Source organism: Streptomyces sp. NPDC041135 (genome assembly GCF_055592085.1).
In genome coordinates, this window is sequence record NZ_JBVIYZ010000055.1 from 1 (window position 1) to 11,788 (window position 11,788).

12 protein-coding genes and 5 pseudogenes are annotated in these 11,788 nt (G+C 67.1%); 7 read left to right on the top strand and 10 right to left on the bottom strand.

Features of this window, described 5'->3' with window-relative positions; genetic code table 11:
* Positions 1 to 426: 426 nt before the first annotated feature.
* Both ACZ6CZ_RS36720 and ACZ6CZ_RS36725 read right to left on the bottom strand, forming a co-directional pair.
* Positions 427 to 735: pseudogene (locus tag ACZ6CZ_RS36720) on the bottom strand (IS3 family transposase); the annotation flags it as partial.
* Positions 736 to 758: 23 nt separating this feature from the next.
* Entirely contained in the window at positions 759 to 1,667 is a 909-nt protein-coding gene (locus ACZ6CZ_RS36725; protein ID WP_469030236.1) for an NAD(P)-dependent oxidoreductase, read from the bottom strand.
* 83 nt (positions 1,668 to 1,750) lie between these two features.
* Between ACZ6CZ_RS36725 and ACZ6CZ_RS36730 the strand changes: the two genes are divergently transcribed.
* Complete coding sequence (locus ACZ6CZ_RS36730) at positions 1,751 to 2,122, top strand: winged helix-turn-helix transcriptional regulator (protein WP_469030238.1); 372 nt, start codon at positions 1,751 to 1,753, stop codon at positions 2,120 to 2,122.
* Between the two features lie 21 nt (positions 2,123 to 2,143).
* Here the strand turns inward: ACZ6CZ_RS36730 and ACZ6CZ_RS36735 are convergent, their stop codons facing one another.
* Positions 2,144 to 3,013, bottom strand: a complete 870-nt coding sequence (locus tag ACZ6CZ_RS36735) for an IS5 family transposase (protein WP_469030241.1) — start codon at positions 3,011 to 3,013, stop codon at positions 2,144 to 2,146.
* A gap of 329 nt (positions 3,014 to 3,342) precedes the next feature.
* Between ACZ6CZ_RS36735 and ACZ6CZ_RS36740 the strand changes: the two genes are divergently transcribed.
* Entirely contained in the window at positions 3,343 to 3,792 is a 450-nt protein-coding gene (locus tag ACZ6CZ_RS36740; protein ID WP_469030243.1) for a nuclear transport factor 2 family protein, read from the top strand.
* Between the two features lie 251 nt (positions 3,793 to 4,043).
* Here the strand turns inward: ACZ6CZ_RS36740 and ACZ6CZ_RS36745 are convergent.
* The 3 genes and pseudogenes from ACZ6CZ_RS36745 to ACZ6CZ_RS36755 all read right to left on the bottom strand — a co-directional run.
* Positions 4,044 to 4,283 (bottom strand): annotated as a pseudogene (locus tag ACZ6CZ_RS36745) (site-specific integrase); the annotation flags it as partial.
* On the bottom strand, positions 4,283 to 4,507 hold the full coding sequence (locus tag ACZ6CZ_RS36750; protein WP_469030246.1) for a helix-turn-helix domain-containing protein: 225 nt from the start codon (positions 4,505 to 4,507) through the stop codon (positions 4,283 to 4,285). The pseudogene ACZ6CZ_RS36745 and the gene ACZ6CZ_RS36750, both read right to left, overlap by 1 nt.
* 175 nt (positions 4,508 to 4,682) lie before the next feature.
* Positions 4,683 to 5,603 (bottom strand): annotated as a pseudogene (locus ACZ6CZ_RS36755) (replication initiator); the annotation flags it as partial.
* Here ACZ6CZ_RS36755 and ACZ6CZ_RS36760 point away from each other — a divergent pair.
* Positions 5,580 to 5,918 (top strand): annotated as a pseudogene (locus tag ACZ6CZ_RS36760) (IS5 family transposase); the annotation flags it as partial. The pseudogenes ACZ6CZ_RS36755 and ACZ6CZ_RS36760 sit on opposite strands and share 24 nt — an antisense overlap.
* 359 nt (positions 5,919 to 6,277) lie before the next feature.
* Here the strand turns inward: ACZ6CZ_RS36760 and ACZ6CZ_RS36765 are convergent.
* The gene (locus ACZ6CZ_RS36765) at positions 6,278 to 6,664 is read right to left on the bottom strand and encodes a fic family toxin-antitoxin system, toxin component (RefSeq protein ID WP_469030248.1); all 387 of its coding nucleotides are present in this window, start codon (positions 6,662 to 6,664) and stop codon (positions 6,278 to 6,280) included.
* Positions 6,665 to 6,697: 33 nt separating this feature from the next.
* Complete coding sequence (locus ACZ6CZ_RS36770; protein ID WP_469030251.1) at positions 6,698 to 6,943, bottom strand: hypothetical protein; 246 nt, start codon at positions 6,941 to 6,943, stop codon at positions 6,698 to 6,700.
* A gap of 221 nt (positions 6,944 to 7,164) precedes the next feature.
* Between ACZ6CZ_RS36770 and ACZ6CZ_RS36775 the strand changes: the two genes are divergently transcribed.
* Positions 7,165 to 7,650, top strand: coding sequence for a hypothetical protein (locus ACZ6CZ_RS36775; RefSeq protein ID WP_469030254.1), 486 nt, complete (start codon positions 7,165 to 7,167; stop codon positions 7,648 to 7,650).
* Positions 7,651 to 7,712: 62 nt separating this feature from the next.
* Here the strand turns inward: ACZ6CZ_RS36775 and ACZ6CZ_RS36780 are convergent, their stop codons facing one another.
* Positions 7,713 to 7,988, bottom strand: coding sequence for a hypothetical protein (locus tag ACZ6CZ_RS36780; protein ID WP_469030256.1), 276 nt, complete (start codon positions 7,986 to 7,988; stop codon positions 7,713 to 7,715).
* A gap of 106 nt (positions 7,989 to 8,094) precedes the next feature.
* Between ACZ6CZ_RS36780 and ACZ6CZ_RS36785 the strand changes: the two are divergent.
* A pseudogene (locus ACZ6CZ_RS36785) lies at positions 8,095 to 9,146 on the top strand (IS630 family transposase); the annotation flags it as partial.
* A gap of 17 nt (positions 9,147 to 9,163) precedes the next feature.
* Here the strand turns inward: ACZ6CZ_RS36785 and ACZ6CZ_RS36790 are convergent.
* Complete coding sequence (locus ACZ6CZ_RS36790) at positions 9,164 to 9,844, bottom strand: DUF6928 family protein (protein WP_469030259.1); 681 nt, start codon at positions 9,842 to 9,844, stop codon at positions 9,164 to 9,166.
* 740 nt (positions 9,845 to 10,584) lie between these two features.
* Here ACZ6CZ_RS36790 and ACZ6CZ_RS36795 point away from each other — a divergent pair.
* Positions 10,585 to 11,130 (top strand): hypothetical protein, encoded by a 546-nt coding sequence (locus ACZ6CZ_RS36795; protein WP_469030262.1) that lies wholly within the window; start codon positions 10,585 to 10,587, stop codon positions 11,128 to 11,130.
* 39 nt (positions 11,131 to 11,169) lie between these two features.
* On the top strand, positions 11,170 to 11,337 hold the full coding sequence (locus ACZ6CZ_RS36800; protein ID WP_469030263.1) for a hypothetical protein: 168 nt from the start codon (positions 11,170 to 11,172) through the stop codon (positions 11,335 to 11,337).
* Positions 11,338 to 11,788: the final 451 nt, after the last annotated feature.

Here is an 11,788-nt window from a genome sequence, read left to right on the forward strand (position 1 = left end):
CAGCCTCGACCGGCGCGGCCACAGGCCCGCTCGGTGCTATCACAGGCGGGCTCGCTTGCTCCGGCATGTTCCTCGTCTCGTCATCCCCCCCAGGAAGGCACCGACCAGACAGCCAGCACCTCGCAACCCTACCGAACGCCCCAGCATCACCGCTCAGGAGGCGCCGCCAAGCGGCCGGTCCAGAGCTCGCGGTCAGCCCGCTTGGCGGTAGAGGGTGGTGGAGGACTCCCGAGCAAATGGCTTCTCAGCGGGTGTTGCAGCCGTCGTCCGGGTCGGCGCCGGCGTTCCAGTGGCGGAAGGCGTCGCGGGTGTAGCCGTCGCGGCTTTCCCCGGCGAGGGGGAGTGCGGGCGGCCCGCGCCCGCCGCCCCGGACGGGTCCAGGGCCCCGGACGGGTCCCAGGCCTCGTCCGGCAACGGGAGGCCAGGCGAGGACTTCATCCGCGCATCGGTGGAGTAGCCGATGATCCTGTTGCTGAAGGCGTCCTTGATCGCGCAGAGGTAGAGCTTGCCTTCGCCGGTGGCGTGCTCGGTGATGTCGGCGAGCCATAGCCGGTTCACACAGGTCGCGGTGAAGTCACGGCAGTCTAGGTCGTCGTGCACCGGCGGGCCGGCCTTCTTGCCCTTGCCACGCTTCTTGCCGAACACGCTCCACCAGCGGTTGTCCCGGCAGATCCGCCATGCAGTCCGGTCCGCCATCACGGCCCCGGCGCCACGCGCTTCGACGGCGAGGAAGCGTGCGTTTACCGGTCCGCGTTTGGTCAGCGCGGTCCTCGGATGCTGTCGATGATGCGAGTCCAGTTGTCGCTGCCATGTCCGTCCTTGATCGCCTGCCGGTAGTGGGCCTGCACGGCCAGTGGGAGCGCGAGGTCGAGGCCGAGTGACGTGCTGGTCTCGACGATGTGGTCGGACGTCGCCCCCATCATGGTGACCGTACTGAGGTCGCCGGGATGCTTGCCGGCATCAAGCGCGGCACCGGGATTCTCTTCACCAGCCCTCAGGATGTCGCCAATCGAGTCAGCGGAGGAGAGCAACTCTGGCAGCGCTTGCTTGGCCTTCATTCCCGCGGTGCCCAGCATCGCGGTAGCGTGCATCAGTCCGGACAGGGTGGTGAGGAACACCGCGAGTTGGGCTTGATACATCATCTGGGCGAGGCCCGGGTCCGCACCCAGATGCTTTGGTGTTCCGAGCAGTTTCAACGTCGCCAGGTGGCCCTCCATCACCTCGTCGCTGCCGCTGTAGTAGACATAGGCTGCCTCCGTGCCGACCATCGGCGCGGGAACCATGACACCTCCGGTGAGGAAGGTGGCGTCGTGGCCCGCTGCCCAGGCTGCCGCCTCTCGTGTGCGGTCGGGAGTGTCAGAGCTCAGGTTGACCAGCGTCCGGCCGGCGAGAGATTCGGTGGCGCTGTCGAGGACGTCGTACATCGCCTGGTAGTCGGTGAGGCTGAGGATTACGAGGTCACTCGCTTCGACCGCCTCGCTGGGTGTCGCCGCGAGCGCTGCTCCGTCGGTGACGACGCCGTCGGCTCGACTGGCGGTGCGGTTCCAAACGGTGACCGGGTGGCCGGCGGTGAGGAGGGTGCGTGTCATTGCCTGGCCCATCGGGCCAAGCCCGATCACGGTGACAGGGCTCTTTTGCCTGACGGTGCTGTTCTGGTGTCCGTTCACCCCTCCATATTCGAAGAAGGCCACTACTCTCGGAAGTACCCACTAGTTTCTGCGGTACTTACCTTTTCGTAAGGAGATCAGTGATGGCCAAGGTGCCGAGACGCGGGCCTTACATCTGCGGCATCGACGCCGCGCTCGACGTGGTGAGCGGCAAGTGGAAGGGGCTGATCCTCTGGGAACTTGACGCCCACCGCGTACGCCGCTTCGCTGAGCTCCGTCGCGGTCTGCCAGGAGTGAGCGACAAGATGCTGACGCAGCACCTGCGTGAGATGGAGGTGGACGGTCTCGTGCTCCGGAAGGTTTATGCCGAGGTACCGCCGCGGGTGGAGTACTCCCTGACTGAGCACGGGCGCATGCTCAATCAAGCGCTCGGGCCCCTCGGCGCCTGGGGGGCTGATCGGATACGTCGCGAAGGCCACGAAACGGTCAACGCAGCCGAGACCCCACACGGTTAGAGGTCGTTTTCTCCCGTTGTTTCATCCCGGAATCTGCTGTTTGGTCTGCGGTTTGGGGTCGCGCCAGGAGATGGTGTTCTCGCTGGTGAGGCGGCGGGCCATGAGGTCGGTCATAGCGACGTGGATCATGGCTTCGGATCGGTACGGGTGGGTTTCGTAGTCGCGGGCCAGTCGGCGGTGGAGCATGAGCCAGCCGTAGGTCCGCTCGACCGCCCAGCGTTTCGGGATGGGGGTGAATCCCCTGCTCCCGGGCTTGCGTTGAGTGATTTCCATGTCGATGCCGAGGATGGCTGCGTGCTCGACGAGGTGCTGGCGGTAGCCGGCGTCGACCCACGCTTTGCGGATGCTGGGATGTGCAGCGGCGACCTGGTCCAGGAGCTGGGTGCCGGCGATGGAGTCCTGCACGCTTGCCGCGGTCACCAGCACGGCGAGCACAAGGCCCTTGGTGCCGGTGACGATGCTCCGTTTCCGTCCGACGATCTTCTTGCCGGCATCGATGCCCTGGCTGGTGGCGAGCACGTTGGTGGAGGTTTTCACGCTCTGCGCGTCGATCACGCAGGCCGACGGTTCGGCCTCCCGGCCTTCCTTCTGTCGTAAGAGTTGCCTGAGTAGGCCGTTGATCTGGGCGAATACGCCTTCCTGCTGCCACCTGGCGAAGTAGCCGTAGACCGTATTCCAGTGCGGGAAGTCGTGCGGGAGGTAGCGCCACTGAACGCCCGTGCGGTCCACATACAAGATCGCGTCCATGATGTCGCGCAGGTCATGCTCGGGCGGCCGGCCGAAGTCCAGAGCTCTGCCCCGGCGCTCGAAACGCCAGGCCGCCAGGACCGGCTCGACCAACTCCCAGCGGGCATCGGACAGATCGCTTGGACAGGGACGTCGACTTGGCATGCCTCCGGCGTACCGCCGCTCAACGAGTGCGCCCAGGCGCACGGCAATGACGACGGAAGCACGCAGCCTGGGAAGCCGGGCATCCTGGGATGAGACAGGAACGAGCAGCACTCCGCCCCAACAGCCACACGTCAGGACTCATCGACCCCAGCTACACCGGCTGCCTCTTTCGCGTCACATCCTCACCCATCGGGAATCCGTCTATAAACAGGCAAGAAAGATGAAAACGACCTCTTACAGTAGGGCGTGTTGCGGAAGTGCCGACGGTGCAGTACAACGATGTCTGATTGCCGCCAGCAAGGTCCCGCTCTGGTCCTCACGCTGGTGGCATGACGATGTCATCCACTACGGAGTCAGCAACAGTTCTCACGGGCATGTATGCGGCTGAGGCGGAGTATCTGGCGGCGCGAGGCCCTGGCGAGGCTTCGTTCGACCTCCTCGCCCCCTTCTTTGCGCCGGATGTCGAGCTGCATCAAGCAGATGCCCTGCCCTACGGAGGCACTTGGCGTGGGCACAACGGCATGACGCAGTTCTTCCTCATGATGGGAGAGGTGTGGGAGTCGTTCGAGATGGTGGAACAGGAGTTCCTGGCCACCGGTGAGACTGCGGTCGTGCTCACACAGGTCCGTGCTCGGGCTCGCGTGACGGGCCGTGAACTCAGCTTCCCCATTCTGCAAGCGATCACCGTCAAGGACGGGCGGATCACCGAGGTTCGTCCGTTCTACTGGGACACGCGGGCTATCGCTGACGCCTGCGCCGTGCCGACACCGACAGACTGAGATCGACGGCAAAACTCACTGGTCACAGCCATTCGTTGAGGACTGCCACCAGCACGGTCGCTTCGTAACGGACAGCAAAGGGTCGTACTGAGTCCGAGGTCATTGCGACCGCACACCACCCGTTCTGGTCACCGAGCGCACATCGCTGGGTGGACGCTGGCGATCTGCACCCGGGAATGAGTCTCCGAACAGACACTGGCGTAGCGGTGCCGGTGACCGCTGTACGCTTTTTCCACCAGACGCTGGATACGCGAAACCTCACGGTCGACGGTTTCCACGGGGAGACCGTGGTTGCTGGCGGCGACCTTCTCGGTGAGCTTGGCCAGCGCGTCCTTGCGGGTGGTGCCGTAGACGCGGACGCGGCGGCGGGTGTTGCCGGGGGCAAGGACGTATCCGGCGGCTTCCCAGCGGCCGTCCTTGCGCTGGTAGACGGTTCCGTCGCCGTTGGCGCGGACGCGGCGGGAGGCGGGGGTGTCGCGAGGCCTGGCCATCAGGCCGCTTCCTGTTCCAGGCGAGTGCGGATGAAGTCGGTGAGGGTGTGGGTGGGGTTGCGGCGGGCACGGCCGAGGGTGATCGAGGCGAGCTGGCCGGAGCGGAGCAGGTCGTAGACGGCGGAGCGCCCGAGCTGGAGGCGGGCCATCACCTGGGGCACCGTGAGCAGATTCAGCGCCGGGGCCACCTCCGCGTGGAGGGTGGCGGGTGAGGGCGAGGCCATTAACAGCCCCCCTCGGCCGCGAACTGCCGTTCCAGTTCCTTGCGATGCCAGACGTGGGCTGCGAGGAGGGCGGCGCCGGGGCTGTAGCCGTGCCGAGGTAGTCCCAGCGTAGGCCGGCGTGGGCACGGGCCTGTTCGGTGCGCCAGCTGCGGCGGGTGTTGCGCAGCGCGCCGAGGGTGGTGGAGTAGCTGCGGGACTTGGTGGAGAAATGGCCCCGGAAGCCGAGCATGTGCGCCCACTTCCGGAGCTTGAGGTGGGCGAACTCCGGCAACAGTCTGCCCAGCTCCCAGCAGGTGCGGATCATCCGTCGCACATGCCGGGTGACGGCGAGCCGGGACAGCGGGCGAGCCTGCCCGGTCCCGTCGCACACGGTGCACGGGAGAGGCGTGCCGTGGGGCAGCACGGTGGCGCCGTATCCCTGGCAGGGGCGGCAGAGGAGGGTGTGGTCGAGGGTGCCGGAGGAGTCGGCGGACTTGGTGGCTTACTTCGCCGCGTAGGCGGCCACGGCCTGGTCGCAGAATTCGGCGTCAGTGCCGAAGGAGGCGATCTCGCGCACGTCAAACTGTTCGCCCCAGCCGAGTTCGCGTTCCCCGACCGCATCCGACTCGATCATGACGCGGACCCGTGCGGCGGCGCGGGCGGCCTCGGTGAGCACGGAGATGGTGGCGTACGGCGGTGGGGGCTGGCTGGGGCCGTCGGGGCCGTCGAGTCGGATGACGGCGTGGAAGTGGACCAGGCCGCGCTGCTGGTACTCGGCGACCTTCGCGAAGGACACCCGCAGGACCGCGCGGGCGGCTTTCTGGGTCGTGCCGAGCTGGAGGGCGAGTTCGCGGCGCAGGTAGGTGGTGAAGCGGGCCCACAGGGCGGAGGCGTGGGCGTCGAACAGGACCGCGCCCTCGTAGTCGTATGTTGCGGGGTTGAGCGGCGTCCCAACGTGCCGCCCGGGGCGGACGCCTGGTTCATCGGCAAGAGCAACTACGTGAAGAAGGCGAAGAAGACCTGGTCCAAGCTCGTTAGGCGCTGTTTCTCGGATCTCCCTCCTGGGGTGGGGTGTTGGGGGCAGGCTGGCTGCATGGGACGTGGAGACCTGACGAATGCGGAGTGGGAGCGGTTGGAGTCGTTCTTACCTCGCGGTGGTGCACGTGGGGGCCGGTGGAGCGATCACCGCCGGGTGATCAACGGGGTGCTCTACCGGGTCCGCACGGGGGTGCAGTGGCGGGATCTTCCGGAGCGGTTCGGCCCGTGGGAGACGGTCTACAAGCGCCATCGCCGCTGGTCAGCGGACGGGACCTGGCAGATGCTGCTGTCGAAGGTGCAGGCCGCCGAGGACGCCGCTGGCCGTGTCGACTGGGAGGTGTCCGTGGACTCCACGGCGGTGCGGGCTCACCAGCACGCCGCCGGCGCGAGGAAGGCACCGCCCGCCGCGAGCCCTACCTGCGGTGCAGGCTGTGCGTGACCCGCCCGCAGTGGTCCTGCCGTCACCCCACCCGCGGCTTCCTGCTCCCCGTCGACCTGGCGGTGCCCAAGCGAGTGCCGACGCTCGGTCGTCCTACGCCGTGGACTACAAAGCCTCAATGCACGTTGTGCCCATGATCGGCGGCGGCATCGCCGCCCTCGCGGGCACCGTGCTCGCAGTGCGCAACCGAAAGGAGTGACGGTCCGGCCGCCCCGGTCAGGCACGCGCAGCCACTGTGAGTCCCCGGCCGCTGCGGGAGAGCCGCCGGACCCGTCGCCTGCAACAACCCGGTCCCAAGCCGAACCGACATGGCGTCAGGAAGCGCTCCACGCACGCAGCTGACGGCCAATCAGGCCGACCCCCAACGCGCCCGAAGCAGCGTCCCGCACCAAGGAGACCGCCTCCTTCGACGGATACTCGAGCAGGCACCCGTTCAGAGCCAGGTACGCCTGCGCCGAGTGCCAGGCAAAGGCTTCGTTGGAGTGCTCCAGACAGGGCAACCGCGCCAACGTCTGCAGCAGCGCGGCCGCCCGGAGATACAAGGACCCGTAGATGTCCCGCTCCAACGCCCGGGCATTGACCCGGGCCACAGCCGCGTAGAGCGGGCTATAGTCGTCCACCTGAGGATCACCAGGCAGCAGCTCGGCCGCATGCAGCAGGAAGGACACATCAAGAGGGTGAAGCGGATCTCTCTCGGTCACGCCGCGTGACCCCGCTCCTGCTGCTCCTCAAGATCACGCCGCGCCGATGTGGAGTCCGGCCGGGTAGATGGTGGCGGTCTTCTCGTAGCGGGTGGCGTTGCCGCGCCACTGCTTGAGGCGGTTGATGCATCCCTCGACGGTGTTGCGCTGCTTGTAGGACTCGCGGTCGAAGGCTGGTGGTCTACCGCCCCGGCTGTCTTGAGGGCTGATAAGCCCACCCCGAAAGCCTCCCACTCGCAGGCGTACGCGCGCCTGCTCGAGCAGCTCGCTCAGTTCCACTCCGCCGCCATCGGCGCGCCGCAAGAGGAGCCCTGCACATCCACCACTCGGCCTCAGCCGACCACCGCCGGCCAAACGGGAGATGCGGTTGTGCTCCCCGCGCCCGCGGGGACGGTCCCCGGCCGATCCCGCACGCCTCGCAGTCTGTAGCGTCGGTCTCCCGCCTGTCACGGTCTACCACTACGACAAGCACTACCTGAAGGGACGAGTGAGATGTGCCTATGCCCCATGGTCCGCAGGTGTTCTGCCTACTGCACTGGCACGGTGAGCCCCCCTACGGGCTGACCGCGCTGGGTATCGCCCCGGACCGACTGTCCGAGGCGGAGGAGAGGGCCGTGGCGGCCCTGGCCGGCCTGGCCCTCCCCGCCTCGTGGGCGGACGCGGACCCGGCACTGCGGCGGCACTTCGTAGCCGCGTTGCGGCCGGTCCCGACGGCGGGCCTCTGGCACGTCACGGACGACCGTCCGGCCCTCGACGAAGATTGCGCCCGGCACGACTGCCTACTCGCCCTGACCGCCGAGTGGCCCGGCATCGAGCCTCTGCTGACCGAGGAGGCCGACCGGCTGCCGGGGCTGACCGCCCTCGCCCGGCTGACCGCCCTGGTCTGCCGGATGCCGCCGGAGGTGTGGCTGGAAGCCGAGGAGGACGTCCTCGACATGTACGACACCTACACGGTCGGCACCCTGCCACAGCAACTCGGCCGGTGACCGACCTCAGACCGCTTCGCTGTGTTCCGCTTCTCACATCGAAAAGGCGTGCGAGGTCCGGGTCACGGAGCCGCTGACATCTCGTCGGTTATTCCGCTAGCGTCGCCTCCGCAGGAGTAATCGATGATATTGCTGAGCGGAATGTAGTAGTTTCCGAGGTTTCGATAGTGCTGGTCGGCAAATCTGCCATAGTTGGCGAGGCGTGCATCGCTTGCCCGCATGGTCAGATCGACAACGTTGCGCCACTCACCGATGTGAGCGGCATATGTCGCTGTGTCCGTATCCGCCACTTGTGCCCGCAGCGGCGTGGCCTGATTGCAAATTTCCTGGTTACTCACGTCGGTTGACTCGCCGGAGGAGAAGGTGTCGGCTACTGAGCTTGATTGGGTGATGTCGGTTCGTTTGCCTGACAGCCGGCACTCGGTACCGGTAGCCCTGGGGGGCGTGAGGTATGCGCAAGGTGGAGGGCTGACCGACGCCGAGAGGGCTGGGCGGGAGCGGTTACGGCTCCAGACCCTGGAGCGCTTCGAGGCGGGGCAGAAGAGCTCGGAGATCGCGACCGCGCTGCGCGTGAGCGAGCGGTCGGTCGAGCGGTGGCGCCGGGCATGGCGCGAGTGCGGCGAAGCCGGGTTGCTGTCGAAGGGGTCACCGGGAAGACCTCGGCTCAGTGAAGCCCAGATCGCTAGGCTGGAGAGGGAGTTGGGGCGTGGTCCGCTGGCGCACGGGTGGGCGGACCAGCGGTGGACGCTGGCACGGATCAAGACTCTGATTGGCCGGCTGTTCCAGGTCTCCTACACGGTCGAGGGCACCTGGCGGCTGCTGAAGCGGCACGGTTGGAGCTGGCAGCAGCCGGCCCGGCGGGCGATCGAGCGCGATGACGCGGCTGTGGAGGTGTGGAAGAAGGAGACCTGGCCGCGGGTAAGACCATCGCGGCGGAGCGCGGGGCTTGGCTGGTCTTCGAAGACGAGGCCGGGCAGTCGCTGACTCCGCCGCGGGCGAGGACTTGGGGGCGTCGGGGCTGCACGCCGGTCGTGAAGGTGCGCGGCCGGGGGTCCGGGCGGGTGTCGATGGTCGGGTTGACCTGCTACAAGCCGGGCCAGCGGTCGCGGCTGTTCTACGCGGTCCGGGAGTACACCGGGCGCAAAGACCAGCCGAAGGGCTTCGGCTGGCGCGACTTCCGGGACTTGATCATCCGGGCCCGCATCCAGCTCGGTGGGCCAATTGTGCTGGTCTGGGACAACGTCCGGCTGCACCTGACGAGACCCCTACGCGAGTTCATCGAAGCAAACTCCGAGTGGCTCACGGTGTTCCAGTTGCCGACCTATGCCCCTGATCTCAATCCCACCGAAGGGATCTGGTCACTGGTCAAGCGCGACATCGGCAACCTCGCCGCGGCCAACCTCGCGGAGATCACTCGGGCGGTGAAGCGCCGACTGAAGACGCTCCAGTACCGGCCGACGGTGGTTGACGGCTGTCTGGGCGCCACTGGGCTGAGCTTCCAGGACTGCCTTGCTCAGTCCGCGGCCTCGTCCTGCGACATCGCCGTCACGCGGAAGCCATGCAGCTCAACGCTCCAGATGTCCACCACCGGCTCGGGGGCGTCCTCCTCGTCCGAGAAGCCTTCCACGTAGAAGCCGAAGAACTCCAGCAGCGATCGCTCGCCCAGCTCCAGCGGATGGAACGGCAGCGGGTATGGCTCCTCGTCCTCGAAGGGTGGAAAGGGCTCCACCGGGTGCCGGCCCTCCCAGTACGGAAGCTCGAACGGGAGCCGTTCGCCGATGTCCTCGATGACGCCGCTGTCCGGGGACAGGCTCAGTGAGCGTACGAGTTTGCCGTCGTCCCAGACTGCGAAGGCCAGCCAGTCGACGACACTGTGCATAGCGTGCAGATAGAGGCGACGGCCCCGGCTGGCCGCGACCAGGTGCTGCGGAAGTTCCGAGGGCCGGTCGAGCATGACCTCCTGGTCGCAGACCAGGTCAAGTCCCGACGCCGACAGCGCGCAGACGGTCCCCTCGGGCGGGTAGAGCGCGTCCGCCAGTTCCCAAGCCTCTTCGTCGTCCGCGTCTACGCGGTAACCGGGGCGAACCCGGGCAACCAGTGCCATAGCCCCGTCGGTCTCACTCGTTGATACGTCTTGGAGCAGGTTGGCAATCGCATCGTCTGCATAGGCCAGCACTGCGGTCTTCGCTCCCATGCTCCTCGTCCTCGGTCTGTGTGAAGTCCTGCCGGGAGGCTACCAATCACCTCCGACAGACGACGAGCAGTCCACCCGATGCCCCGGCCGACATCACGAGTTCAAGTTCAGTAGCATGTAGCCGACGAAGGACAACAGCGCTGCCAGTACGACTGCGGACACCAGTAGAGACGTGCGGGCCGCGCGTGTGTTGTTGATCGTCAGTCGGGCCCAGGGAGATCTGACTCCTACCTAACCTGTTGCCGCTTCCCAGAACCACGCTGTGCGCGATCGAGCTTGGTTGGCCTGCCGGCGGGGGCCCAGCGACGGCTGCGGTTAGTTGGGCCCGGAAGGCGCCATCGCCATCAAGCTCTCGTGCCAGGACCGACCGCAGTGAATCGACGGTCGCGGGCTCTTGCGGGCTTTCGTCGACCTGCGCCAGGGCAGTGCGGCCCTCTTGAGAATGAATGAGTCTTCGACGAACAAGATCGACCACTATGGCTGCCGTGCCGCTCGCTATTCCGGTAGCGGCGCTGTCGGATGCCTTGGTGACAATTTCCACGACAGTCGATAAAAGACCGTCTGATTCCATGTCGCCTCTCTCAATTCTAGAATGGGGTAGCAGCCCCCTTGCCTTCCCCTGGCTCGACGGCCAACCATGCCCAGGTCCTTGCTGATCGTGCCGGCCCTCTGCCGTCCAATGGCCGAAACGTCGTTTGTGAGGCAAAGACCCAGAGCTATCTTATCGTTGGCCAGCCGTCATGGAGCGTGCGTTTCAGTTCTCGTTCCGACGTCCACGGTGCGGGAGCTCCTGCAAGCGCTGGGGATCTTCCAGAGGGCTGGCCCGCTCCCGGCCGGACGCGATCGAGCACGTCGACCACGAGCTGCGGCTGTGGCGGCGGGTCTATCCGCCGACCGGCCGGGAGGGCCTGGTCCCGGTGGCGTTCGTGTTCGCGGACGCCACCGAGGCGAAGGTCGCCAACACGGTCGCCGTGCTGGAGGAGGCCGGCCGCCGCTACTGGGCGCCGCGCCGGTACGACACCCTCTACCCGAAGGCGGTCACCGCGCGGGACTACCGCCAGGCGGTGCCCGTCGACGTCACCACCCTGGAGCAACTGACGGAGCACGGCGCCGATGCGGCGGTGTGGCGGCGGCTGGGACACACCGGCGAGCAGACGCTGACGGCCGCGCTCGACAACCTCGACGGCCACGCCCTCTACCGCGCCCAGGACGCCCGCGCCAACGCGGAGGACAAGCAGCGCCGCGCCGCACAGCGGGAGGCGCAGCGCCCGGTGTGCAAGCGCTGAGGGCGGAAGTTTACGGACGAGCGCTGGGAGGAGATCACCGTGCACCGGACCGCCGTACGGGCCGGGAGCAAGTCCGTGTGTGGCTCGTGCCGCGCCGACGACATCGCCTGCGAGGAAGCCGCCCGCCTGGAGGCCGCCGCGCCGCCGGAGCCGCAGGACGGACCCGAGCCGGACCGGGGTCGCGGCCGGTTCCGCCGGCGGACCTGACCGCACAAGCCCGCTGTGCGGTCGGCAGCCGCCAGGCCGCACAGCGGGACCGACCACGAAGTCACCGCACGGCGCGCCACTGTTTGCAGACGGGCTCACCGGCTCACCTCGGGCGCGGCAAGGCAAGCTGGACCAGCTCGATGCCGAAGCAGCCCGCCGACCCTCCACAGTCGATCTCGGCATGCCGACCTTCGCCGACGTCGCCATCCGCACCACCACTACGTCGACGGACCAGCACCGTCCCTGAAATCCATGGTCGTCACGAAGCTGAACTGCCTACGCTCCGACCCATGCGAACTGTTTTCGTGTTTCCCGCAGGTGAGCGAGCTGAGACCGTTGCCTCGCTCGATCGGCATCTGAACCGTTCCGGGTTCGGTAGAGACTTCAGATTGTGGTTGTGACCTGGGGTTTCGTGTTGGCGAGGTAGTGGTTGGCCTCGTATTCAGCGGGT

What these genes read in the sequence shown, in the direction of transcription:
- ACZ6CZ_RS36730 (WP_469030238.1), top strand. Translation starts at nt 1,751, where the DNA reads ATGGCCAAGGTGCCGAGACGCGGGCCTTACATCTGCGGCATCGACGCC.
- ACZ6CZ_RS36735 (WP_469030241.1), bottom strand. Translation starts at nt 3,013, where the DNA reads ATGCCAAGTCGACGTCCCTGTCCAAGCGATCTGTCCGATGCCCGCTGG.
- ACZ6CZ_RS36740 (WP_469030243.1), top strand. Translation starts at nt 3,343, where the DNA reads ATGACGATGTCATCCACTACGGAGTCAGCAACAGTTCTCACGGGCATG.
- ACZ6CZ_RS36750 (WP_469030246.1), bottom strand. Translation starts at nt 4,507, where the DNA reads ATGGCCTCGCCCTCACCCGCCACCCTCCACGCGGAGGTGGCCCCGGCG.
- ACZ6CZ_RS36775 (WP_469030254.1), top strand. Translation starts at nt 7,165, where the DNA reads ATGCCCCATGGTCCGCAGGTGTTCTGCCTACTGCACTGGCACGGTGAG.
- ACZ6CZ_RS36790 (WP_469030259.1), bottom strand. Translation starts at nt 9,844, where the DNA reads ATGGGAGCGAAGACCGCAGTGCTGGCCTATGCAGACGATGCGATTGCC.
- ACZ6CZ_RS36795 (WP_469030262.1), top strand. Translation starts at nt 10,585, where the DNA reads ATGGAGCGTGCGTTTCAGTTCTCGTTCCGACGTCCACGGTGCGGGAGC.